Annotated in this window: 21 protein-coding genes, 1 pseudogene and 1 riboswitch; of the genes and pseudogenes, 20 read left to right on the plus strand and 2 right to left on the minus strand. The window is 37.1% G+C overall.

Annotation, left to right across the window (positions count from 1 at the left end; all coding sequences use genetic code 11):
* Positions 1-14: 14 nt before the first annotated feature.
* Entirely contained in the window at positions 15-1,709 is a 1,695-nt protein-coding gene (locus ACHZEU_RS15595) for an FAD-dependent oxidoreductase (RefSeq protein WP_404803547.1), read from the minus strand.
* A gap of 249 nt (positions 1,710-1,958) precedes the next feature.
* On the opposite strand from ACHZEU_RS15595, the pseudogene ACHZEU_RS15600 reads away from it, so the two are divergent.
* Positions 1,959-3,947: pseudogene (locus ACHZEU_RS15600) on the plus strand (ABC1 kinase family protein).
* A gap of 342 nt (positions 3,948-4,289) precedes the next feature.
* Positions 4,290-5,423 (plus strand): C40 family peptidase, encoded by a 1,134-nt coding sequence (locus ACHZEU_RS15605; RefSeq protein ID WP_304481699.1) that lies wholly within the window; start codon positions 4,290-4,292, stop codon positions 5,421-5,423.
* A 161-nt stretch (positions 5,424-5,584) separates the two neighbouring features.
* On the opposite strand, the gene ytvI is transcribed toward ACHZEU_RS15605, so the two are convergent.
* Positions 5,585-6,643 carry a sporulation integral membrane protein YtvI gene (gene ytvI, locus ACHZEU_RS15610; protein WP_404803548.1) on the minus strand — a complete coding sequence of 353 codons (1,059 nt, stop codon included), beginning with the start codon at positions 6,641-6,643 and terminating at the stop codon, positions 5,585-5,587.
* Positions 6,644-6,733: 90 nt separating this feature from the next.
* On the opposite strand from ytvI, the gene ACHZEU_RS15615 reads away from it, so the two are divergent.
* The 18 genes from ACHZEU_RS15615 (at position 6,734) to ACHZEU_RS15700 (ending at position 25,393) form a co-directional block, all read left to right on the plus strand.
* The gene (locus ACHZEU_RS15615; protein WP_004231881.1) at positions 6,734-7,288 is read left to right on the plus strand and encodes a hypothetical protein; all 555 of its coding nucleotides are present in this window, start codon (positions 6,734-6,736) and stop codon (positions 7,286-7,288) included.
* An 80-nt stretch (positions 7,289-7,368) separates the two neighbouring features.
* The gene (locus ACHZEU_RS15620; protein WP_048394152.1) at positions 7,369-7,914 is read left to right on the plus strand and encodes a glutathione peroxidase; all 546 of its coding nucleotides are present in this window, start codon (positions 7,369-7,371) and stop codon (positions 7,912-7,914) included.
* A 124-nt stretch (positions 7,915-8,038) separates the two neighbouring features.
* Positions 8,039-8,237: riboswitch (cobalamin riboswitch) on the plus strand.
* Positions 8,238-8,394: 157 nt separating this feature from the next.
* A complete protein-coding gene (locus ACHZEU_RS15625) occupies positions 8,395-8,952 on the plus strand; it encodes a hypothetical protein (RefSeq protein ID WP_004231886.1) in 558 nt (185 codons plus the stop codon).
* Positions 8,936-9,886, plus strand: coding sequence for an ABC transporter substrate-binding protein (locus ACHZEU_RS15630; protein ID WP_048394156.1), 951 nt, complete (start codon positions 8,936-8,938; stop codon positions 9,884-9,886). The genes ACHZEU_RS15625 and ACHZEU_RS15630 overlap by 17 nt, the downstream gene beginning before the upstream one ends.
* 145 nt (positions 9,887-10,031) lie before the next feature.
* Positions 10,032-10,799, plus strand: a complete 768-nt coding sequence (locus ACHZEU_RS15635) for a tyrosine-protein phosphatase (RefSeq protein WP_404803549.1) — start codon at positions 10,032-10,034, stop codon at positions 10,797-10,799.
* Positions 10,800-10,933: 134 nt separating this feature from the next.
* On the plus strand, positions 10,934-12,301 hold the full coding sequence (locus ACHZEU_RS15640) for an MATE family efflux transporter (protein WP_048394160.1): 1,368 nt from the start codon (positions 10,934-10,936) through the stop codon (positions 12,299-12,301).
* A gap of 2 nt (positions 12,302-12,303) precedes the next feature.
* Positions 12,304-13,137 carry a putative RNA methyltransferase gene (locus tag ACHZEU_RS15645; RefSeq protein ID WP_048394161.1) on the plus strand — a complete coding sequence of 278 codons (834 nt, stop codon included), beginning with the start codon at positions 12,304-12,306 and terminating at the stop codon, positions 13,135-13,137.
* A 79-nt stretch (positions 13,138-13,216) separates the two neighbouring features.
* Entirely contained in the window at positions 13,217-13,819 is a 603-nt protein-coding gene (locus tag ACHZEU_RS15650; RefSeq protein WP_048394163.1) for a 1-acyl-sn-glycerol-3-phosphate acyltransferase, read from the plus strand.
* 60 nt (positions 13,820-13,879) lie between these two features.
* Positions 13,880-14,341: a low molecular weight protein-tyrosine-phosphatase gene (locus tag ACHZEU_RS15655; RefSeq protein WP_048394164.1), complete on the plus strand. Its 462-nt coding sequence runs from the start codon at positions 13,880-13,882 to the stop codon at positions 14,339-14,341.
* A 201-nt stretch (positions 14,342-14,542) separates the two neighbouring features.
* A complete protein-coding gene (locus tag ACHZEU_RS15660; RefSeq protein WP_004231899.1) occupies positions 14,543-15,262 on the plus strand; it encodes a YebC/PmpR family DNA-binding transcriptional regulator in 720 nt (239 codons plus the stop codon).
* A gap of 64 nt (positions 15,263-15,326) precedes the next feature.
* Complete coding sequence (locus tag ACHZEU_RS15665; RefSeq protein ID WP_369579609.1) at positions 15,327-16,622, plus strand: arsenic transporter; 1,296 nt, start codon at positions 15,327-15,329, stop codon at positions 16,620-16,622.
* Positions 16,623-16,704: 82 nt separating this feature from the next.
* Positions 16,705-18,453, plus strand: a complete 1,749-nt coding sequence (locus ACHZEU_RS15670) for a methyl-accepting chemotaxis protein (RefSeq protein WP_048394168.1) — start codon at positions 16,705-16,707, stop codon at positions 18,451-18,453.
* A gap of 215 nt (positions 18,454-18,668) precedes the next feature.
* Positions 18,669-20,411 carry a methyl-accepting chemotaxis protein gene (locus tag ACHZEU_RS15675; RefSeq protein ID WP_048394170.1) on the plus strand — a complete coding sequence of 581 codons (1,743 nt, stop codon included), beginning with the start codon at positions 18,669-18,671 and terminating at the stop codon, positions 20,409-20,411.
* A gap of 77 nt (positions 20,412-20,488) precedes the next feature.
* A complete protein-coding gene (locus ACHZEU_RS15680) occupies positions 20,489-21,064 on the plus strand; it encodes a YdcF family protein (protein WP_404803551.1) in 576 nt (191 codons plus the stop codon).
* 140 nt (positions 21,065-21,204) lie between these two features.
* Positions 21,205-22,902: a M3 family oligoendopeptidase gene (locus ACHZEU_RS15685; protein ID WP_048394174.1), complete on the plus strand. Its 1,698-nt coding sequence runs from the start codon at positions 21,205-21,207 to the stop codon at positions 22,900-22,902.
* Positions 22,903-23,067: 165 nt separating this feature from the next.
* Positions 23,068-24,159: an AI-2E family transporter gene (locus ACHZEU_RS15690; protein WP_048394176.1), complete on the plus strand. Its 1,092-nt coding sequence runs from the start codon at positions 23,068-23,070 to the stop codon at positions 24,157-24,159.
* 11 nt (positions 24,160-24,170) lie between these two features.
* A complete protein-coding gene (locus ACHZEU_RS15695) occupies positions 24,171-24,794 on the plus strand; it encodes an NUDIX domain-containing protein (RefSeq protein ID WP_404803552.1) in 624 nt (207 codons plus the stop codon).
* 134 nt (positions 24,795-24,928) lie between these two features.
* Positions 24,929-25,393 carry a hypothetical protein gene (locus ACHZEU_RS15700; RefSeq protein WP_004231915.1) on the plus strand — a complete coding sequence of 155 codons (465 nt, stop codon included), beginning with the start codon at positions 24,929-24,931 and terminating at the stop codon, positions 25,391-25,393.
* Positions 25,394-25,410: the final 17 nt, after the last annotated feature.

Consider the following 25,410-nt stretch of genomic DNA (forward strand, 5'->3'; position numbering starts at 1 on the left):
GGCATCCCTTTAACTTATTTAMAATTATAAGCAGTTACTATTTTATCTCTGTTCGTTGTGATATCTGTAAAATATTCGTATAAGCAAATCCCTAGGAATGACCCACTTACATTAAAGACGTTAGAAAAACCGCTATTTTGAAGGGCCATAACAGCATTATAGCTACGTTGACCAGATCGGCAATGCACATACACTGCTTGATCCTTCGGAATTTCATCCATTCTTTCCCGAAGTTCACTTAGAGGAATATTGTGTGCATTGATAAGGTGACCGGATTCAAATTCATTTTTTTCACGAACGTCTAAGAAAAAGGCTTGATTTTCAATGAGTTCCCTTACTTCATCAACTTTTACCTGCTTAAAGTGTCCGTGTAATAGATTTTGAGCTACAAGAGCTGCCAAATTAACAATATCACGGGCAGTGCTAAACATTGGAGAATAGGATAACTCTAGCTCCTTTAAATCTTCTAATGTACCGCCCATTGTGATGAGGGTAGCTATAACATCAATCCTCTTATCTGCATTACCTTTACCTATTGCTTGAGCCCCTAGTATTTTACCCGTCGGTGTTTCATAAACGAGCTTAAAGTGAAGTGGATTACTATTTGGCATTAGTCCTACTTTGTCTGGAGCTATCAAATAAACACTTTTTGCTTGAAAGCCATTTGCTAGGGCTGTTTTTTCGTTCAAACCTGTTGTCGCGCATACGAGATCGAAAATTTGTACGCTTGAAGATCCAATGACTCCTTTGTTGTGATGAGGGATGTTATACATATGATTAGCTGCTGCACGTGCTTGTCGTTGAGCGGGACCGGCTAAAGCAAGGCGCGTCTGTTTATGGGTAAGCTGATGGAATACTTCAATCGCATCTCCCACAGCATATATGGAAGGATCAGACGTCACGTAATTTGCATCAACTTGAATACCTCCGAGTTCACCAATTGTTAGCCCGGCCTCTTTGGCTAAGCGGATTTCAGGTCGAACGCCAATTGCTAATACTACTGCTTGGGCTTTCAATTGTTTGCCTGAGTTCAACGTCACATTATTTGGTGTAACCTTTGCAAGACCGTCATTGACAATAACTTGAACCCCTTTATCAGTCATTTCCTTGTGTAAGATTTGAGCCATATCATAATCAAAAGGGGCCATAATTTGTTGGCCAAATTCAACTAGAGATACATTATAGCCTGCTAGCTTCAAATTTTCTGCTACCTCTACACCAATGAAGCCTCCGCCAACCACGGCAATATCCTGTACATTATCTGTTTGTAGATACCAATTTAAACGGTCAATATCAGCCACGTTTCTAATGGTAAAGACGTGCTTAGAATGAATGCCCTCTAAGTCAGGGACGATAGGACTTGCTCCTGGGGATAAAATTAACGTATCGTAACTTTCCTCATAATCTCTATTCGTTTTTAAATCCTTAATGGTGATGGTTTTTTTCTCTCTGTTAATACGTACAACTTCTTGCTGAACACGAGCCTCTATATTGTATTTTGTTTGGAAGCCTTGAGGCGTCATTAAAATTAATTTGTCGCTATTTTCAACAATCCCGCTTAAATGGAAGGGGAGAGAACAATTAGAGAATGAAACATTCGGCCCCTTTTCAAATATAATAATTTCTGCTTTTTCATCTAGACGACGAAGACGAGCTGCTGTGGATGCACCACCTGCAACGCCACCGAATATTAAAAATTTTTTACTCAATGTAAACACTCCTTTTCATAATAAATACATAATGGGGTATTTAGAGTCTCTTAAATAAAGGTTTTTTCTCTAAAATGAGGAGAATTATGTAGTTTGAATACTACAAATAAATAATATACCCTAAAGGGTATTTTATCAAGGTGCCAAATTAATAAATTTTCTGTGGTGTTCCTCGTTCAAGAAAGTTGATGCACAAATTTGCTATACTAACGGTAGTAGGAAATGGAAATGGCACAGGGGGTGACACTGTTGATCTTTTTGAAATTTTTAACCCAAATCCTCATAGTATCGGGTTTGATTTATATTGTGAGTGGACGATTAATTGGCTCGAATATTAATTTTGTGCGAAGAGTGCTGTCAGTCGTTATTAGTGTGACATTAACCTCTTTTGTGTACTGGTATTCTTATCTACGCCATACAGATTTTTTATCAGAAACGATGATGCAAACAGTAACTGAGGTAAGCACACTGATTTGGATCGGTAGTATGCTACTAATTTCGATGTTGCTTTATTTGGTATTTGAGCTTTTTGACCCTAGTGGCATTACGAATGGAGATCGCCGTCACGGCCAAAAATCTTTACTATTGCGATTGCGTAGCTATTGGCGACAGCAGAAACGCTTGCGTCAGGTATTAAAAATTGCTGTTACAAACGGTGTCGTACAAACGATTAAATATGCGAGGCAACGAGAAAATGAAAAAGAACTTGCAATTGCTTTGCGCGCAACGTTAGAACAATGTGGTGGGATTTTCATCAAATTTGGCCAGGTACTTTCCACACGAAAAGAGCTTTTTTCACCTATTTTTATTGATGAATTAGAAAGGCTTCAACACCGAGTAAGGCCTTTATCAGAGGAGCAAGTGAAACAAATTTTAGAGAGATCTCTTCCGCAATCAATGGACGAAATATTTAGCCAATTTCAAATGGAACCCATTGCAGCAGCCTCTATTGGCCAAGTGCATAAAGCAAGGCTTAAAAATTATGAAGAGGTGGTAGTCAAGCTATTGCGTCCAGAAGTAAAGGGAATTATGCGCGATGACCTTTAAATTTTAGAGGATTTTGCTAATTGGCTATCCACAAAATCAACCTGGGCTGAATCATTAGGCTTTCGAGAGTTGGCTGGGGGATTTGCAGAGGGGCTACGTGAGGAAATTCATTTGGATATTGAAGTACGTAATACGCTACAGGTGAAGAATGCACTGGCGAAAAGCGATTACAAGGTTCGAATTCCTAAAATATTTACGCCTTACAGTAATGAAAATGTTATTGTGATGGAGTATATTCGTGGACAAAGTGTGGCAGAGGGGGCATCTGAATTTAATCGTTTGTCGATTGATCGTAGGCAATTTGCAAGAACCGTACTCTACTCATTTTTTGAGCAGATGCTATTCTCTGGTATTTTTCATGCAGACCCACATCCAGGAAATATCCATATCGATGAAACAGATGGAACACCAGTCTTGCTTGACTTTGGCGCAGTAGGACGTTTAGGTGCAACACAGCAAGAAGGCTTAAAGTTATTTTTGATGGGCATTCAACTAAATGATTCAAGCGTTTTATATGATGGTTTAACATTATTAGTGGAAAATGCTGATCATGCAGAACGTGCGAGAATGGAGCAGGCAATCGACCAAATATTACTGAAAATTTCCTATGTTGACCGTATACCTACTGAAGAATTAATTCACGCGCTATTTACAGTGGTAAGAGATTTTGGACTTGCATTTTATCCAGCAGTGGGATTAGCTCTCCGTTCCTTAGTGACGTTAGATGGCACATTACGGGTAATAGATCCACGTTTTGATATCTTTACTGAGGCAAAGGATTTTTCTGCTACATATATGCGTGCCTCTTTCCTTAAGCCTTTTAAAGAACCGGTGGCAACTAAGGAGCGGCTGCAAGAAGAATTATCTATGCTAATACCGACTTTGCGTAAAATGCCTAGAAGAGTCGATCAGCTCATTCAGCGAGTTGAGAGCTGAAAAATCATTTTACATCATGATGTCTTTTCGGATGAACATAATTCACGTTTTATTACACATTTGTTTTCTCAATTTGTTTTGCTGCTGGTGGGTATAACTTTTGGTATTATATCTGTCGCTCTTTTAGCTATTTCACAATTTATCCACGATTCTTATGCGGTCTATTTGAACACAGCGGCATATTTAGGTTTATTTTTATGTGCTATTTTGTTAGTGAGATTATCTATACAAGCATTAAGGTCGATGAAGCAATAGGTAGGGAATTTTTTCCCTACCTTTTTCTTTGGCATCCTCAAATATTACAAAAACATTACAAAAGATCTGTTAGGTCTAATGTCGAATTAGCTAATAATTTCTCTGTGTAGAAGAAAAATGTATTATGTAGAATAATGTAGTTTAAGTGCGAATGTTACAGAAATATTTCGAGTTTTACTAATGTATTAAATAGACATGAAATAGTATAAAAGTTATGTAGAAAATGCTAAACTTTAAAAGGCTAAAATAAATATAAGAACATTTAATTAAAATAGAAATCGTTCAAGTGATTACATAGAATATCGAGAGCGAAATTGATAGATGAAGGGAAATGAAGGTAACGTGGCTAAGCGTAACAAATGGCGTAAGTCGATGGTGCTAGCATTAGCACTAGCTGGCGGCTTATTATTTAATACAATTCAACCAACAGAAGTACATGCCGAAGAAACTTCTCAACAAATGATAGAGAAAAAGGCTGAAATAGATGCACAAATTAAAAAATTACAAGAAGAACTAACGAAACTACAACAAGAGATCGACGCAAAAGTAAAGGTATTTAAACAAGTACAAGCAGATATTAAAGAAGTGGATGCTAGTATTGTTGAAACACAAAAACGTATCGAGCAACGTTCAAAAATTTTAAGTGAGCGTATGGCTGCATACCAAGCGCAAGACAACACTGTAGGTGTTTATTTAAATGTAGTGCTTGAGGCAAAAAGCTTTGCAGATTTAATGGATCGTGTCGTAGCGGTAAAAACATTAATGGATGCTGACCAAGAATTAGTGGATCAACAGGAAGCAGATAAAGCAAGCTTAGAGCAACAAAAAGCTACATTAGATGAAAAACAAAAGGAACTTCAAAAACAATTCCAAGAGCTTCAGCAAAAAGAAAGCGAGATGGAAGTGAAGAAAGCTGAGAACGAAGCGAAATCACTTGCATTAAAAGCTGAAATTGCAACGAAACAAGAAGAAGAACGTTTAGAAGCAGAGCGTAAAGCAGCTGAAGAAGAGGCAGCTCGTTTACGTGCACTTCAAGCAGCTACACCAGTTATACAAGCAACTCAAAATAATGGTGGAGGCGAACCACAAAAAATTATTGTTGGGTCAGGAGCTGGCACTGTTTCTTCAGGAGATGCCATTTCAACAGCTAAACAATTCCTAGGACGTCCTTATGTTTGGGGTGGTAGCAACCCATCAACAGGTTTTGACTGTTCAGGTCTTGTACAATGGTCATATAAGCAAGCGGGTGTTTCTTTACCTCGTACAGCATCACAACAATATTTAGCAACACAACGCATTTCAGCAGGTGAAGCACGCGTTGGGGACTTAGTGTTCTTCAGCTATGGTTCAGGTGTAGCACACGTAGGTATTTATTTAGGTAATAACACAATGATCGACGCTCAAAACAATGGTGTCGTAATTGAATCACTTGATTGGTGGAATCAATACTTAGTAGGCTTTGGACGTATTCAATAGGCCTCACTAATATATAGACGGTTGAGATAAGAAAAAGGTCATCTTTGTAGAGAAAAATATACAAAGATGACCTTTTTTGTTTTTGGAATGCTATTCTTTCAAAGAAACAAGACGACTACTTCTATTCTTGAAAAGAGACTTTCCTGCATACTAAATTGATATTAAATTTTAAAATTTACTTTGATGACACCTGTCTCTTTCAAGGCAATAAAGAAAATAATAACGAATGGGCCGACAAGTAAACCGATAATACCAAATAACTGTAGACCTATGAACATGGAAATTAATGTTGGTAAAGTGGATAAACCGATATGGTCTCCCATTAATTTAGGCTCGACTACTCGACGAATAATAAGTAAAATAGCAGCTAAGATGAATAATTTTACAGCTATAGAGGTGTTTCCCATCAACAGGTGGTAAAGTCCCCATGGCGCTAGAATAATGATAGAGCCTAGGAATGGTACAATATCTATTAACCAGATAATAATCGTCATTGKTACTGCATATTTCGGTTGGATTAATAGCAGTCCAATGAGTGTGACGCCTCCAATAATAAAGCTTACAAATAAGTGAGCCTTCATATAGCCAAATGTTGCATCTTTTAAGCGATTTAAAATAATTTTTATCTTCTTTGCTGTATTGGGCTTTAAATATTTATAAGTGATTTGCTTTAACTTAGGCAAATCAAGCATAAATAGGAATAGCGCAATCATATAAACGAGAAGACTGATAAATAGGCTGGGTATCTCTGAAAAGAAGGCAGAAACTTTGCTATAATTAAAGAAGCTTAAAAAGGATTCTTCGACTTTCTTTATGAAATCCATAGTGGTTTTTTGAAGCGAAGCACTTACTTCAGGTGGAAAGTCTTCTGTGTATTTAGAAAYATTTTCTTGCATATGAAGCCACATATCTGATAGCTTGGAAATATAATAGGGAGCTTGCTTAGATAGTAAAATTATTTGTGTCATTATTTGTGTAATAGAAAGATAACAAATAATAGATATAACAATAACACTCACTATGTAAATAAAAGCAACTGCTATTTTCCGTGACATTTTCCATTTCCGTTTAAAGAACATGACAATTGGTTCTAAGAAAAATGCACTAATCCCAGCAAGTATTAAAGGCATGGACACTGGGATAACAAAATAGACAGCTAAAAGTAGTGATATTATCACAATCAACCGAAAAATCAATTTCCTAGCATTAAATTTATTCATAAACTCACCTTCTTTGCGAAAAAAATTAAGTTAAGTGTACCATAAATCAAATTTTATTACGTTCTGAAACAATAAAGGTAGGGATGAATTATGGAAAAAGAGATTTTGCAACTTTTTAGTAATCTAACAGAGCATGATCGCGATATTCAATATGAATCTTACGAGGAATTAATGAAAATTATGCAGGAACCCGTAGATTGGACATATGCAGTTTGGGAACAGCTAATAAAAGCACTTACATACAATAATGGTTATTCTCGTGCACGTGCTGCACAAATTTTATGCGCTTTAGCTGCAAAAAGTGATCCAGAAGAAAGGGTCTTGGAGGATTTTTTAAAGATTTGGGCTGTGACTTACGATGAACAATCTGCTACGGCAAGGCATGCATTACAAGCAATTTGGAAAATTGGACAGGCGGGTCCAGTACAAAGAGATTTGGTTGTATCGTATCTAGCTAAAAGATTTCAAACATGTATAGATGAAAAACAGCCATCTCTTATTCGTCAGGATATTATTATGTCATTTAAAAAGTTATATGATCAAACAAATGACTCGAAATTATTAGATATTGCCCATCGTTTAATTAATGAAGAACAAGATGCTAAATATAAAAAGAAGTATAAGTCAGCCATCCGTTCAAAGTAGCGAGGTGGTGTTTTTTTGTGCAAATTCTTTGATGAACGATAGAATAGTCAACTATAATGAATGAAAAAAGGGGATTATGCATGAGCATTTATAATTATCTAGTTCGGAAGCCTAATGGCGAAATTTTATCGATGGAAACATATCGTGGAAAAACAATGTTAATTGTTAACACGGCAAACCAATGCCGATTTACATATCAATTTGAAGACTTACAGAAAATGTATGATAAATATGGAAAAGAGAATTTTGTAGTTCTTGGATTCCCTTGTGATCAATTTGGCCATCAAAATCCTGAAGATGGGGAGGAAACTAAGCATCTATGCAAGGTAAACTATGGGGTCACATTCCCGATTTTTGAGCTTGTACAGGTAAATGGAGAGGCTACCCATCCACTCTTTAATTATTTAAAGCATGAAGTGGATTACCGAGAGTTTGGGAAGGCAAGTATGCAGGAGAAAATGTTGGCAGAAGCAATTGTTCAACTTGCCCCAAGCTTTTTAGATGGTCGTAATATTCGCTGGAACTTTACAAAATTTCTAGTAGATGCTAATGGTAAGTCCGTCGCACGCTTTGAACCAACAGATTCACAGCTCGATATTGAAAAAGCAATTGAAACACTATTATAGTAAATTTCTTAATAATGTAAAAATTAGTTAGGGTTTTCTCTTCAAGTAGAAATAATGCTATATTTTAAAACTGAGCACAGCTATTTTTTCTGAAGCATATATGATAAACTGCTTTACAVATGAAATATTCTTGCAGAATAAAGGTGCGAATTAGCATAATCGGGAATCCGGTGAAAAACCGGAGCTGTTTCCGCAACTGTAAGTGCAGCCATTATAAAGATTTACCACTGTCTCAAAGAAGATGGGAAGGTCCTTTATAACACATTCGTTTCATGTGACGAACTGTACAAGCCAGGAGACCGACCTTTATTTGAACGTATAAAAACTTCTCGGAAGCTAGGAGGATATACGGCAAATACATAGGCTTTGTCTAGTTTGATGGCTCATTATGTTATTTTTGTCGTTCCTTTGCAAAAAGGAGCGACTTTTTTATGCCTTTCAAATAAGAATTTTTCATTATAGAAAATAGGGGGGAAGCAAGTGAAAAAAGATGCCCGTTATTCTTGTTATCCATTTATGCGTGAGAAAGCTTCAACGGTCGATTTTGAAATTCGAACAGATAGCCTGACAACACATCTAGGAGTTGCATTAGCTGCGGTAAAAAAAGAGGATGTTCAAGTTGTTGCTGAGGATTTATTGCTTATGTTACCTATGGCTTATCATGTGAATGGCTCAGTACGTGGGAAATTAGCAGTAACTGAAGAGGATTTATCTTGGTTAAGTGAACGTTATGATTTTTACGTTCGCCATGTGAAGGAAGAGATTCAAAGTTTTGTTTTACCTCAAGGAACAGAGGCTGCTGCAGCCTTACATCTTTGTCGCAGTGAGGCAAAAAAATCATATCGTACTTTACACAAAGTATCAGAAGAACGAGAGGTTCCAGCTATTCTTTTCGATTACCTTGGTTTATTAGCTAATGTATGTTTTGTCATGGCTGTTTTTATGAATCAGCAAGCTGGAATAGCGGAAATACCGTTTATTAGTAAATCCTACCCAATGAAAAAGAAAAAGGAGAATAACAATGAAAAAAGTATTTAATTTCCAATGGCTATCAGTGCTCTTACTTGCACTGGTATTAGCAGGCTGTGGCACTGCTGAAGATACAAAAAATAAAGATGCTTCGCAAGATACACAACAAGCAGAGAAAACAAGCTATAAAGTGACAGATGACCGTGGAGTGGAAATAGAGTTTAATGAAGTACCAAAAACAGTTGTATCTTTACAACCAAGTAATACTGAAATTTTGTTTGCTTTAGGTGTTGGCAATAAAATTGTAGGAGCAACTGAGTACGATACTTACCCAGAGGAAGCACAAAAAATTGAACGTGTCTCGGATACTATGAACTTTAACAGTGAAAGAATTTTAGCGTTAAAGCCAGATGTTGTCATTGCTTATACAATCGGTGATAAGGATGCCCTAAAGCCGCTTGAGGACGCAGGAATTAAAGTGTTTGTTATTCAATCTGCGACTACTTTCGACGATGTTTATGGAGATATCGAACAAATTGCTGCTGTGATGGATGTTCCTGATAAAGGAAATAAATTAAACGAAGAGATTAAAGCGAAAATTGCTGAAGTACAAACGAAGGTGAAGGATGTAAAAACGCCGAAAAATGTTTATTTAGAGGTTAGCCCTAAGCCAGACATATATACAGCAGGCTCTAGCACTTTCCAGCAAGAAATATTAGATGCAGCTAATGTTAATAATGTTTTTTCTGACTTGAATAGCTGGGCAAAAGTGAATGAGGAAGATGTTATTGCGAAAAATCCAGATGTTATTTTAACAACAGTAAACTATACAGAAGATCCAATAGGAGAAATTCTTGGACGAGATGGTTGGAATACTGTGAAAGCTATTCAAAACAAAGCGGTATTGTCCATTGATACAGATATCTCTAATCGACCTGGTCCGCGTATTGGTGAAGCTGTAGAATTAGTAGCGAAGGCTGTGTACCCAGAGTTATTTAAATAAGAAATGTTTCCATGCTAGCTGTCAGCTATTCAGCTAGCATTTTTTATGTGGTTTAAATTATTACCTAGCGTGAAAATTGGAATTAATGTAGTTTGTTCTTTAAAATAAAAGTAAGTATGCTTGATAATCTTAGGAGGTGTAGTGATTGGAGCAATTAGAGACAAAGGTAATTCCATTTGAAGCAGTCTATAATTTCCGAGACATGGGTGGATATAAAACAAAAGATGGGCGTAGGGTAAAGAACGGTTTATTTTACCGCTCAGCTGCCCTTGGAAAAATGACACTGTCGGATAAAGAGCTATTTGAAACGTTAGGGATTAAGACCATTTTTGATTATCGCGATAACAATGAGGCGTATCATAATCCTAACCCAGTGTTCTCGCATGCTCAATATATACAAATCCCAGCGAAGGGTAATCATGCTTTTGAAATGCAAACCCATGCTGGTGGTAGAGATTTCTATAAAGTGGTCAGCCCTGAGATGTTTCGGGATTTTTATGCACAAATGCCTTTTAACAATCTTTCATTTAAAGAGTTAATGCAAACGATTCAAAATCCTAATAATCTAGGTCTTGTACATCATTGCGCAGTTGGTAAGGACCGAACGGGTATTGGAGGAGCACTTATTTTACTAGCTTTAGATGTACCAGTGGAGACTATCATGGAGGATTATTTAGATACTAATATACATTTACGTCCAATGGTAGAACGAATGGCTCAGGCTATTCAGCATCAGTATAATGAGCAAGAACTACAGCAATTTTATGCATTAATGTCCGCCCGTGAAGACTATTTACAAGCAGCATTGGATGCGATGGATCGTCGCTATGGTTCTAAGACTGGGTTTTTAGAGCAGGAATTTGGCCTAACAATTGAAAAACGAGAGCAATTACAATCTTATTGCTTAATTTAAAAATGAGCCCTTTCACACGATGTGAAAGGGATTTTTTATGTGGAAGCGCTGTCTTCCTATAAATCTCTTTACAGTCTGAATATTTGTGATAAGATACAATAGATTTTTAAGAAAAAATAGGAGAAGTGAAAGTATTGGCAGACACAATTAAAGAGACAAATAAGTTAAGTCTATTCCATTTAACATGGCCAATCTTCTTAGAAGTTTTTCTATTTATGTTGATGGGACTAGCCGATACTTTTATGCTCAGTGCTTTATCAGATAATGCTGTATCAGGAGTAGGTGCAGCCAATCAATATATCCATATTGCCATCTTGATTCTGGAGGTAGTGGGCAATGGTGCATCTATTGTTGTTTCTCAGTATTTAGGCTCCAAACGCTTTTTTGAAGCTGCCAAGATCTCGGCGTTAGCGGTCACGATGAATTTGGTCGTTGGGCTTTTAATGAGTATTTTATTTTTCTTCTTTGCGAGACATTTAATGACAATGATGAACTTGCAGGGAGAAGTACTCCACTATGCACAAAGTTACTTAGCCATCATTGGGAGTTTTATTTTCCTACAGGCTATTATTAATGCACTCGCTGCAATTATTCGTGTACATGGTTGGACAAAACAAACTATGTACGTTTCGCTTGGCATGAACGTCTTACATGTTGTGCTAAACTACGGTCTTATTTTTGGGAATTTAGGTTTACCAGAGCTTGGTGTGAAAGGAGCGGCTATTTCCTCTGTCATTAGTCGCGGATTAGCCGTCCTAGTATTTTTCTGGTTGCTGTATCAGGTAATGGAAGTGCGCGTAAAGTTACAATATTATTTTGAGTATTCAAAGGAATATGTGAGAAAAATATTAAACATTGGTTTACCATCTGCGTTTGAACAGGTACTTTATCAATTTTGCCAAATCATCTTTTTATATTATGCGACTTACTTAGGAGCAGAAACACTAGCAGCACGACAATATGCTATGAATATTTCGATGTTTACGTATTTATTTGCAATTGCCATTGGTACAGGAACAGCCATTATTATTGGTCGTCATGTAGGTGCAGGAGAAAAAGATGAGGCGTATCATCAGCTATGGAAAAGTGTTCGTGCAGCATTTGCTTTTACGATTATTATGGTCGCAGTCGTTACGCTATTCCGTAAGCCACTTATGCAGGTATTTACTGATAATCCAGAAGTCATTAAGATTGGGGCATCCGTGTTAGCATTAAGTATTTTGCTAGAGACTGGTCGCACAATGAATATCGTTGTCATTAACTCTTTACGCGCTTCTGGGGATGCTAGATTCCCTGTGAAAATTGGTTTTCTATCAATGGTTTGCATGAGCCTGCCGCTTGGCTATTTATTTGTCTTTGTATTGGATTGGGGCTTGGTCGGAATTTGGCTAGCCATTTCAGCAGATGAATGGGTGCGGGCAATTATCGTATACTTTAGATGGAAAAGTCGTAAATGGGAGCGTTATGCTCTTGTATCACCGAACGACAAAAAGGAGGCATAGAAATGGGCGCATTATCGAAACGTGCTATCGGGGCGGCATTAATGGATCAACATATCACCCTTTTTGCTTGTCCAATCTGTCAGCAATCAATGCATGTATATGAGCAGGGGAGATTGGTTTGTACTTCTAACCATTCCTTTGATATTGCGAAACAAGGCTATGTCAATATGCTGACACATAACGCCGCTTCTAAATATAGTAAGAGCCTTTTTGAATCCCGCAAGGCTGTTATTGATAGTGGGATTTATGATGCTGTAGAAGCCCGAATCGGTGAGCTTATAAGCTCTGCAAAAACGGTGCTCGATACTGGTTGTGGAGAGGGCTCACATTTAGCTCGCATTATGAATGATAGAGATCATGGTATTGGCGTTGGAATTGACATAGCGAAGGAGGGCATTTTGGCTGCAGCACGTCATTATCCTCAACAAATTTGGTGTGTAGGGGATTTAGCTAAAAGTCCATTTGCTCAAGCGAGTTTCGATGCCATTTTAAATATACTATCACCAGCAAATTATGAGGAGTTTAAACGACTTCTTACACCGAATGGCTGTCTTGTGAAGGTTGTACCGCAAAGTGGTTATTTGCGGGAACTGCGTGCTCAATTATATGCAGATTCAAACAAGGAAACTTATTCTAATGAACAAATTGTAGCTCGTTTTCAAGAAAGTTTTTGTGAGGTAAACGTAGAACGTGTAACTTATACTTTACCGCTTTCAGAAGAGCTAGTACCCGCTCTATTAGAGATGACACCAATGGGTTGGCATAAAGCAGAACAAACAGCCGTTGAACTAAATGAAATCACGATTGATGTGGATCTATTAGTAGGGAAGGTTTAAGTTGGTCACCTGCAATTGCAGTATACTGGTATTTTCGATTACAATGGGAATAACTATTGAATAAGGTAGGAATGTAACAGTGTATAAACTAGCAGCAAATGTTGTCAAAGTAATATTAAAATTAATGGGTTCAAAGGCTCGTGTATACGGAGAAGAAAACTTGCCGAAAGAGGGTGGGTTTATTATAGCTTGTACACATACTGGCTATGTGGATATTTTAAACCTTGGTGTAGCCATGTACCCTCGTGAAATTCACTTTATGGCGAAGAAGCAATTATTTGAAATGAAAGGGCTTGGCTGGCTTGTTAAGCATTTAAATGCTTTTCCGGTAGACCGTGATAATCCTGGACCGAGCGTGATTAAAATTCCTTCGCAGTTATTGAAGGAAGGTAAAATTGTAGGGATTTTCCCCTCCGGGACACGTAGTGCAGAAGGAACAGATTTAAAACAAGGGGCTATTACCATTGCACAGTTGGCAAAGGCGCAAATTGTTCCAGCTGCTTATGTTGGTGCACGTAATGTGGGTGATGTAATGAAGCGAGGCAAAGGCTATTTAATTTATGGTGAGCCTTTTTATGTAACAGGCAAGGGTAAAGAAGGTCGTGAGCAGTTTACTCAACACCTTGAGCATGAATTAGTTGCTCTAACAGAAGAACTACAGAAACGTATTCCCGTAAAATAAAAGCAAACGGCACTCAGAATCAAATTGATTTTGAGTGCTTTGTTGTAGGAGGAAAATAAAATGATTCGAGTACTTTTCGTATGTTTAGGTAATATCTGTCGCTCACCCATGGCTGAGGCGGTCATGCGCGACATGGTGAAAAAAGAACATTTAGAAGATAAAATTGAAGTGGATTCCGCTGCTACCAGCTCATGGCATATTGGCGAACCTCCACATAGAGGTACACAGGATAAGCTTAGGGAATATGGTATTTCTACAATAGATATGCAAGGTCGACAATTACAAAAGTCTGATTTTGAAAAGTTTGCTTATATTATTGGAATGGATGAAAGCAATATTCGTAATATCCGTACAATACTAGGCCATCCAAACTCACCAAAGATTTTTCGATTTTTAGATTTAACAGCGCATCGTAAGGATGTCCCGGATCCTTATTATACAGGTGATTTTCAGGAAACCTATGAATTGGTGCAAGAAGGCTGTCAGGCATTGCTAGCAAAAATTAAACAAGAGCTGTTATAAGATGGCGCAACAATCGTATACTGTGCCAGGCAACGCTTTATCAACATCCTCAATGAAACATTGGTATATCTAGCTTTGTAAGCATCATTGTGTTATTATTTGCAGAGTAAAGATACGATAAGTATTTAATTACCATTTACAGATATACAACTGTGTATCTATTATTTTTATAAATTTATCTTTTGAAAGAGAGTGGAAACAATGGGTCGTAAGTGGAACAATATTAAAGAAAAGAAAGCGTCTAAAGATCAAAGCACAAGCCGTATTAATGCAAAATTTGGGCGAGAAATTTATGTGGCAGCTAAATCAGGCGAACCAGATCCAGAGTCAAACCGTGCACTTAAAGTAGTGCTTGAACGCGCAAAAACATACAGTGTTCCAAAACATATTATAGAAAAAGCCATTGATAAAGCAAAAGGTGGCGGTGATGAAAGCTTTGATGAATTACGTTATGAAGGCTTTGGACCAGCCGGCACAATGATTATCGTGGATGCTTTAACAAACAATGTAAATCGTACAGCATCAGATGTACGTGCAGCATTTGGTAAAAATAACGGCAATATGGGTGTCAGTGGATCTGTAGCTTATATGTTCGATTCAACAGCAGTTATTGGCTTAGAAGGTAAAACTGCTGATGAAGTACTAGAGATTTTAATGGAAGCTGATATTGATGCTCGCGATATTCTAGAAGAGGAAGAAGCGGTAATTATTTATGCAGAGCCAGACCAATTCTTTGCGACACAAGAAGCATTAAAGGCTGCGGGCGTAGAAGAATTTACAGTAGCAGAGCTTTCTATGTTGCCTCAAACAGAAGTGACTTTAACTGGCGACGATGTAGCGAAGTTTGAAAAACTAATTGATGCATTAGAAGATTTAGAAGATGTACAAAATGTTTTCCACAATGCAGATTTAGGCGAATAAATATTAACGAAATGAGTAAACCAGTAGCATTTAAGCTACTGGTTTTTAATTAGGGAGGAAAACGATGCAGACTGCTTTAGCCATTATTTTATTTTTAGTCACATTATTTTTTGTCATAGTGCAACCACGAAAACTATCAATTGGCTGGTCAGCCTGTATAGGAGCAGCTATTGCGCTATTAATAGGTGTAGTAACCTGGCATGATGTGTTAGAGGTAACGGGGATTGTTTGGAATGCAACGCTATCATTTATTGGTATTATTTTAATTTCACTCATCTTAGATGAAATTGGCTTTTTCGAATGGGCTGCTCTACATATGGCACGACTTGCAAAGGGAAGTGGAATTCGCTTATTTGTTTATATTAGTTGCCTTGGAGCTGTTGTATCCGCTTTGTTTGCAAACGATGGGGGTGCTTTAATACTAACGCCAATCGTTTTAGCGATGGTGAGAAAACTAAACTTGAGTGAAAAAATGATCTTTCCATTTATTATTGCAAGTGGATTTATAGCAGATACAACCTCGTTACCGTTCGTTATTAGCAATTTAACGAATATCGTATCCGCTGACTTTTTCGATATAGGCTTTATAGATTATGCAGTTCATATGCTTGTACCGAATTTCTTTTCGTTAGTGGCAAGTATAGTAGTACTTTACATTGTTTTTCGCCGTTCCATACCACAACATTATTCTCTTGAGGCCGTTGAGCAACCAAGTCAGGCAATCCGAGATCCCAAATTATTTTCGATCGCTTGGTATGTAATTGGGATTCTATTAGTGGGCTTCTTAGCTGGTGAGGTTTTACACATCCCTGTATCTTTTATTTTATGTGGGGTCGCTGCAATATTCTTATGGCTAGCACAGCGTAGCTCTGTGGTAGATACAAAAAGAGTTGTAAAAGGAGCGCCATGGAATATTGTGTTCTTCTCAATTGGCATGTATGTGGTTGTCTATGGGTTAAAAAATGTAGGGATGACAGGAATGTTAGCAAATTTATTTGAACTAGCTATACAACAGGGCTTCGTAGTAGCAACGATGACAATGGGATTTGTCGCTGCCATTTTGTCTGCTGTCATGAACAATTTACCTACTGTTATGATAGATGCTTTGGCGATTTCAGAAACAAGCGCATCGGGCATGATGAAAGAGGGACTGATTTATGCAAATATAATTGGTACGAATTTAGGTCCAAAAATGACACCGATTGGTTCACTGGCAACATTGCTATGGCTTCATATATTAGCCCAGAAAGGCATTAAAATTAGCTGGGGACAATATTTTAAAATCGGTGTTATTCTTACCATTCCGACACTGTTCGCCACTTTAATTGCATTAATTATTTGGATATGCTTAATATCATAGATTTATTGTCGAAATAGTTGAAAAAATAGTACAATAGGAACTATTAAGATATTAGTATATCAGTATATTAAAGGAGGAAAGTATGCGAGCGACAGGCAAATTAAGCAATAAAATAGTGTTAATGTCATTGGTAATGTTAGTGGCTTTGTTATCTTTTTTCGTTATAACAACTATCTACACAGCAAAATCATCTGTTAATAAAACCATGGGAACACAGGCAGTTGCAGTTGCTGAGAATATTGCAAAACATCTAAATGCTGCTGAATATGAACAACTCTCAAAGGAACCAAAAGAATCTGAGTTATATTGGCGACTTCGAGAAGAGCTCAACGAATTACGTGAAATAAATGGTGTTCTCTATGCCTATACTTTCGCAGTACCACAGGAAGATAAAAAGGTACGTTTTTTAGTGGACGGTATGCCAGCAGATGATCAAGAAAATGCTGGAGCTATAGGAGATGAGTCCTCCACCACATACTACAAGGATATTGAAAAGGTAAAGAATACAGGAAGTTATTATTCCGCTATTTTACATAGTGATTTTGGAGATTATTTATCTGGTACTGTTCCATTAAAGGATGAGGCAGGGAATACTGTTGCCTTTGTTGGGGTCGATATAGAAGCAACAGAGGTAAGCAATGTTGCGAATGCCGTATTAACGGCTATTTTACCTGCATTAATTATTGTCATATTAGCTTTAACAGGTATTGTTATGTTCATCCTATATCGTTATATTAATGGAGCGTTAAAACCCCTTGCACATTTAGGTGATGCAGCACAAAGTTTTGCTCAAGGTGATATTGCTAAGGCAACGATAGCAGTGGAGAAAATCCAGCTAAAAGGAGCAAATGAAATTACAATATTTGCACAATCCTTCAGAGAATCACTACAAAAATTAAAAGAAACTTTCCATACGATTCAACAACGCACATTTGCTTTACAAAATGTTGTTCAAAAAATTGATGAGACTTCTCAGCATGTGGAAGAATCAAACGCTCAAATTGCAGATCGAATTATTGAAATTGCTGCTGGTAGTGAGCAACAGCAGCAAAATAATCAAGAGGTTGTATTAACTATGAATGAGATGTCGATTGGTATTCAACGACTGGCTGATACAACTTCAGAAATTGCGGAGTCATCATCAGCAATGACGGGACTTGTGGAAACAAGTGTTAGTCATTCTCAAGAAGTTGTATCTCAAATTCAAAACGTAGAATCTTCTGTTTTACGTACGGCTAATCATGTCGAGGAAATGGGTGATAAGTTCCGATCAATTGAAGAGATGGTGACCATCATTACGAGTATTGCGGATCAAACCAACCTACTAGCTTTAAACGCGGCAATAGAAGCAGCTAGAGCAGGAGAAGCTGGTAAAGGATTTGCGGTCGTGGCAGATGAAGTTCGTAAACTTGCAGAGATGTCTAAAGCATCTGCTGACGAAATACACATGCATTTAGAAAGCTTTAAGAAAATTACTGATCGAGCGTTACAAGAGATGGCTAGTAGTACCATAGATGTACAGGCAGGCAATAAAGCAGTGCAACACATAGGTGAAAGTCTAGAGAAAATATTGCAATCTGTCCTTGAGGTGAATAATAAAATTCAAGATGACTCTGCTGTCATTGAAGAAATGTCAGCAGGCTCTGAGGAAGTATTAGCTACTACCGAACAGATGAATGCTATTGCGAAGCATAGTGTCCTAGGAACAAAGGAGGTAGCAACTGCCTCAGATTTACAAGTAACGATGGTTTCTAAATTAAATGAAGTTGTAACAATATTAGATCAAACATCGAAAGAGGTTATAGAAACGATTAATACATTTAAATTATGATTAGTTTAGAACTATTTCTCTATAAGCTTATGTCTTGTGGAGAAATAGTTCTTTTTATTTTTGGCATTTAAAATTTAACTGGAGATTAGCATAAAACAAACCATATTAAGGGAAATAAGAAAATAATTTGTGCTTTACCCATTGTGAAAACTTTCAAACCATAACATAATATAAAGTAATATATTGTTGAACGAAGAAAATAGGGGGGCTAAAGTATGAAGTTTTTACGTTCAATACAGGGGAAATTGATTATTATTTCATTGGCACTACTAATTATTCCAAGTTTAATAATTGGTATAGTTAGTTATGGTAAGGCTAAGAATGGGATGGAGGATATAGGAGAACAGGTACTTTACAATAGTGTTGAATCTGCTTTGCAATTAATCGAGCTCGCAAACGAGAGTGTTGAAAAGGGTGACATACCCTTAGAGGTTGCACAGGAACGAGTAAGAGAAGCATTTCTTGGTCCGAAAGATAGCGAAGGAAAACGGCCTATTAATTATCCGGGTGATTTAGGGGAATATGGTTATATCTATGTGTTGGATGATAAGGGAACATTAACAACACATCCAACACGAGAAGGAGATAATCTTTGGAATGACCAAGATAGCAGTGGCAATTACTTTATTCGAGAAGTAACTGAAAAGGCACTTGATGGTGGTGGTTTTACACAATATGAATTTGAACTACCAGGTCAGGATGTCTTAGCGGATAAAATTATTTATTCTGAGAAAGATCCACATTGGGGATGGATTATTGCATCAGGTACATATATGCAGGATTTTAATGCAGAGGCGAATTCTTTATTGCTAGTAATTGGTTTGACATTAGTAGGTGCCATAATTATTGGGACAATCGTTGTCATTCTTGTATCAAGACACCTGGCATTACCAGTTCAAAAATTATCTAAACGTGTACGTGAAGTAGCAAAAGGGAATTTAACGGTTGAAATTGAGCATTTACAGCGCTCGGATGAAATAGGACAGTTAAATGATGGCTTTAATGAAATGGTACATCAACTTAAAACACTTATTTCAGATGTGGAGGAAGCGATTGTAGAAATACAATCAACTTCAGCAAATTTAACCGCAGTAGCTGAAGAGACAAATGCCTATGGTGATGAAATCGTCAAAGCAATCAATGAAGTATCCAAGGGTGCAGTCAAGCAAGCATCTGATGCAGAGGATACAAACCGAACGGCTATCGAGTTTGCGCAGCAAATAGAAGGATTGCATGATAAAAATGAATTAATGTTAGATGCCTCACAGCATATGAAAAAATCAAATGAAGAAGGCCTAGTCAATTTAGAAAGCTTAAAGGATAAGTCACGGGAGTCTTCAAATCTCGTTCAGAATATTCAGTCTGTATTTGGTAGTCTAATTGTCAAGGTACGTGAAATTGAAGGCATCGTGGGGACGATTACGGAGATTTCAGATCAAACGAATTTACTTGCACTTAACGCTTCTATTGAAGCAGCAAGAGCGGGTGAACATGGTAAAGGATTCGCAGTTGTCGCGGAAGAGGTACGTAAACTCGCTGATCAAACCTCTGTAGCAACTGAGCTAGTACGCACGACGCTAAAAGGCATTGAAAGTGAAACAAACTTAGTCAATGGTGAAATGCAGAAAACCCATATCATTGTAAGTCGACAAAATGATTCTGTCATGGTAACAGAATCATCCTTTAAAGAAATTAAATTAGCTGTTGAAAAAATCATAGCCATTATAGGCGATACAACAGATAGCGTAGAATATTTAAATAGCTCTAAGAATACGATTATGCAATCGATTGAAAGCATTGCGATGATTAGTGAAAAGAATGCTGCTGCGTCTGAAGAGGTAACAGCATCTGTAGATGAGCAACAACGCGCAATACAACTCGTTAGCGAATCTTCCAATGATTTAACTGATGAAATATCTGCCTTACAGGAGTCTATTAAACGATTTATATTGAGATAATATCTTTCAGGGTGCTTGCTTAACAAGCATCCTTTTCTTTTTATCATCGTTAATAAAAGGTAAAGGAGGAATGATTTGTGAGAAGGTGGCTGATGACAATTGGTGTTATTTTAATCGGTATTGGAATCGTTCTTTATATTTGGCTGGGAAAAGAAATTGATCAGGGTATGGAACCGAATGCCAATGGTTCAGCTGATTATATGATTATATTGGGAGCAAAAGTAAGGCCAGGTGGTGTACCATCGCTTTCATTAAAAAGTAGATTAGAGGTGGCTGTTCCATACTTAACAAAATACCCACATGTTAAGGTCATTGTGTCAGGTGGACAAGGACCTGATGAAGATCGTACAGAGGCATCTGTAATGCAAGACTATTTGGAACAGCATGGCAGCGATGCCTCGAGAATTATCATAGAAGATCAATCTACATCTACATATGAAAATTTAGTATTCTCTAAAGAATTATTACCACAAGAAACTAAGAAAATTACCATCGTTTCAAATGACTTTCATTTGAAACGTGCAAAATATCTTGCTGAATCGTTAGATTTTGAAGTAGATGTTCTATCAGCAAGAACACCAAAATCAGTAGAAGCAAAATTAAGAATAAGAGAAAGAGCGGCGTTATTAAAAACATATATTGTGGGCTATTAAAACAACAACGCCATTATATTTAGGAACTGCTTCTTTCTCAAAAAATCATGGAACAGAAAAGAGATAATTGATTCTTAATAGATTCTATTTGGCATATAATAGAAATATTACGGGGTATAGGACAGAAAGAGGGGACTTTAATGACAACGTTTAAAGAATATCAATACAGCCGTCCAAATGTGGCATCAATGAAAGAGCAGCAGTTAGCACTCATTGAGCAATTTAAACAAGCACAATCGATGGACGAGCAAAGTAATATCATTGAAAAGCACAATGCAATTAGTAATGACTTTGCGACAATGGCTAATTTAGTATATATTCGTGCTTCAATCGATACGAACGATGAATTTTATCAAGCAGAACGTGATTATTTCGATGAAGTAGGTCCTGAGTTAGAAGAAGTAACGACAGAATACTATAAAGCTTTAATTGATTCACCATTTCGTGAGCAATTAGAAGAAAAATGGGGTCAACAATTATTTGATCTAGCAACTTATCAAATTAAAGGCTTCTCACCAGAAGTTATTGATTTGATGCAAAAAGAAAACAGACTTGTTTCTGAGTACAATAAGCTTGTTGCATCTGCACAAATTGACTTTAATGGGGAAACATTAACACTCGCTCAGCTTGGTCCGTTTGCAGAGTCAACGGATCGAGAAACACGTAAGGCAGCAACGGATGCTCGCTTTGGCTTCTTTGCACAGCATGAAGATGAATTCGATCGTTTATATGATGAACTTGTCAAGGTACGCCATGAAATTGCGATTAAACTTGGCTATAACAACTATGTTGAACTAGGCTATATTCGTATGAATCGGATTGATTACAATGCTGATATGGTTAAAAAATTCCGTGATCAGGTACGTGATTTAATTGTGCCTGTTGCAACGAAGCTTTACGAGCGTCAGGCAAAGCGAATTGGCATTGAAGATTTCAAATTTTATGATGAAGCACTTAACTTCTTATCAGGTAATGCTACACCAAAAGGGAATCCTGAGTGGATTGTAGCAAACGGTAAAAAAATGTATGAGGAACTTTCACCTGAAACAGGAGAGTTCTTTAATTTCATGATTGACCATGACTTAATGGATCTTGTAGCGAAGAAAGGGAAAGAAAGTGGCGGTTATTGTACGTTTATTGAAAACTATCATTCCCCATTCATTTTCTCAAATTTTAACGGTACTTCAGGTGACATCGATGTATTAACACATGAAGCTGGACATGCTTTCCAAGTTTATTCAAGTCGTAACATTGGCATTCCTGAGTATTTATGGCCTACCTACGAATCTTGTGAAATTCACTCGATGAGTATGGAATTCTTTACTTGGCCTTGGATGGAGCTGTTCTTTGAAGGTGATACAGAGAAATATAAATTTACACATTTAAGTAGTGGTCTTTTATTCTTACCATATGGTGTGGCAGTAGATGAGTTCCAGCATGTTATTTATGAAAATCCAACAATGACTCCTGCTGAACGTAAAGCTGCATGGAAAAAAATTGAGGAAACGTATTTACCACACCGTGACTATGATCATAACAGTTACCTAGAGGCTGGGGGCATTTGGCAACGTCAGGCTCACATCTATGCAAGTCCGTTCTACTACATTGATTACACGTTAGCACAAATTTGTGCCTTCCAATTCTGGAAACGTTCACGTGAAGAATTTGAAGCGGCTTGGAAAGACTATATTCATCTTTGTGGTTTAGGTGGCTCTATGTCCTTTACAAAGCTTGTAAAAGAGGCAGGTTTAATCTCGCCATTTGAGGATGGCTGTGTTGAATCGGTTATTGGAGAAATTGAGACATTCTTAAATTCCATAGATGATTCTTCTCTATAATTGATGACTTAAATTCGTTTCACTTCCACGATAACTATTATTGGGGAAGTGAGCGAATTTTTTAGTTTGTCAGAGGAGTTCTGTAAAAAAATACTAGGATACTTGCGAAATGGTTAATATATCAGTAGTATTTTCAGTAACTGCTATTAAAGGAAGTGAAAGAAAGTGACAAGGAAAGTTTGGTTTCAAGTAGGGGTAGGGATACTACTTACACTATTAATCATTAAATATTTTATAGAAATTCATTGGATTTTTTCACCGCTTGTCATCATATTAAAAGCCATTTTTGTGCCTTTACTACTTGGTGGTGTTCTCTATTATGTGACGGAACCAATTCAGAGATTTTTAGAAAAACGTAGATTTCCTCGATGGGGAAGTATATTGACGATTGTGTTCGGACTAATAGCAATGGTAGGTATTTTTGGCTGGATTATTGGTAACCCGATTGCCGAGCAGGTCAATAAATTAGTGAAAAATGCCCCTATGATTAGTACGAGTATTAGTACGAGCATCCAGCAACTAACAGACTATGTAACGCAAAATAAGGATAACTTCCCTGAGCAATTAAATGATGTTATCGAAAAAATGGCGAATTCGGTTCAAGATATTGCAGTAGTGGCGAGTAAAGGTTTTGTGTCCTTTTTACAATCCATTGTATCTGTGTCGTTATTAGCCATTTTAATTCCGTTCTTCTTTATTTTTATGCTGAAGGATCATGAGAAGTTTGCTCCATCCATCTATAAATATTTCAGTGGTGAACGTCAGCAATGGGTAAAGAAAACGTTAAGTGAAATTGATGATGTATTACGTACCTACATTCAGGGCCAACTGCAAATTAGTTTTTTATTAGCACTAATAATGTATGTAGGCTATTTAATTATCGGATTAGACTATTCGTTATTACTAGTGATTTTTGCATTCTTTATGAATATGATTCCATTTATCGGGCCTTGGATTGCCTTTGCGCCAGCCCTGATTGTGGCAGTTATTCAAGATCCAATTTTAGTGGTGTGGGTTTCGGTTGTGACGCTGGTTGCTCAGCAAATAGACAGCAACTTTATTACACCTAATGTCATGGGGAAATCACTTGATATCCACCCCCTTACCGTTATTACAATTATTTTAGCGGCAGGTAATATAGCAGGTTTTATTGGTATTATTATCGCTGTACCATTTTATGCAGTCTTAAAGGTTATCGTATCCAATATTTATGATCAACGTAATGCAATTAAGAAAAAAGCGACGAAGTCAGTATAGGAGTCGAAACAATGGAACAAGAAATTGTAAAGGTATTTAATGAACAGCATGAGCAAATTGGGACAGCTACGAGAGCGGAAGTGCATGAAAAGGGGCTTTGGCATGAGACTTTTCATTGCTGGCTTGTAAATGAAGACTATATTTATTTTCAAGTACGTAGTTCACAGAAAAAGGATTATCCAGGGTTACTCGATATTACAGCAGCAGGACATCTTTTAGCGATTGAGACAGTAGAGTCAGGCATTCGAGAAGTAAAAGAAGAATTGGGACTTAATATTGATGTCCATGAAGTTGTCAAAATGGGCATGACATCTTGTAGTATCGTTTCTGAAAATATGATCGACAATGAATTTTGCCATGTCTACATATATCCTTTCAAGCATGATTGGGATTCCTTTGCTTTGCAGTATGAAGAAGTATCGGGTGTAGTTAGAGCGAGGCTAAATGAGGCGGAGGCTTTCTTCTTGGGAGAAACGACGACACTTAATATTGAAGGGTATGAATATTTCCCTGATGGTCAACGTGTGAGAATTGTCAGACCAGTAGGTACTGCACAATTTGTTCCTTATCGGGAATTGTATGTTGCACAGGTGATAAAATTCACAAGTGAAAAAATATTTAATCAAACCTCATAAGTTTAAATAGGATAAGCTATAATATTAGCTTGTCCTATTTTCTTGCGCAAAAATGATTTAGAAACGACACGATATAATAGGAAAAAATGAGTTATACTGTTAGATAGATTGTAAAGAAAAGGAGCATTTTTTATATGCTAACATTTGAACAAAAACAAGCGATTATTGAATCGTTTTCTGAGCTAACAAAAAAAGAAATTTCTTTAAAGCGCCTAAATTATCATTACATGGACAGTCTTTACGAAAAGACGATTGTAGTTGAGAAATTACATCCAAACGGCAATGGCTTTGTCTTTGTAGGAGATTTATTACGCTATGAGAATGAGGCTAATGATAAAGGATTAGTAAATATCCGCGATTACGATGAACAACAACTTCGTGAAATTATTGAAGACGCAATCCAATATTTATCTGAAGAAGTAGAAGAGCAGGAGCCAATTGTAGAGATTTGGCATAGTCGCGATGGTAGTCAGTTACAGCTAGCTTTTGAGCAACGTTCGTGGAACGTGTATCATGGAGACAATCTGGAAGAGGCATTTGGTACGTATGAGGCAGCAAAGGAATATTTACTAGAAGAAGGCTTTCGTACAAAGAAATAAGAAATACGGGGGATCAT

The organism is Lysinibacillus sp. S1 (genome assembly GCF_044986265.1).
GTDB lineage: Bacteria > Bacillota > Bacilli > Bacillales_A > Planococcaceae > Lysinibacillus > Lysinibacillus capsici.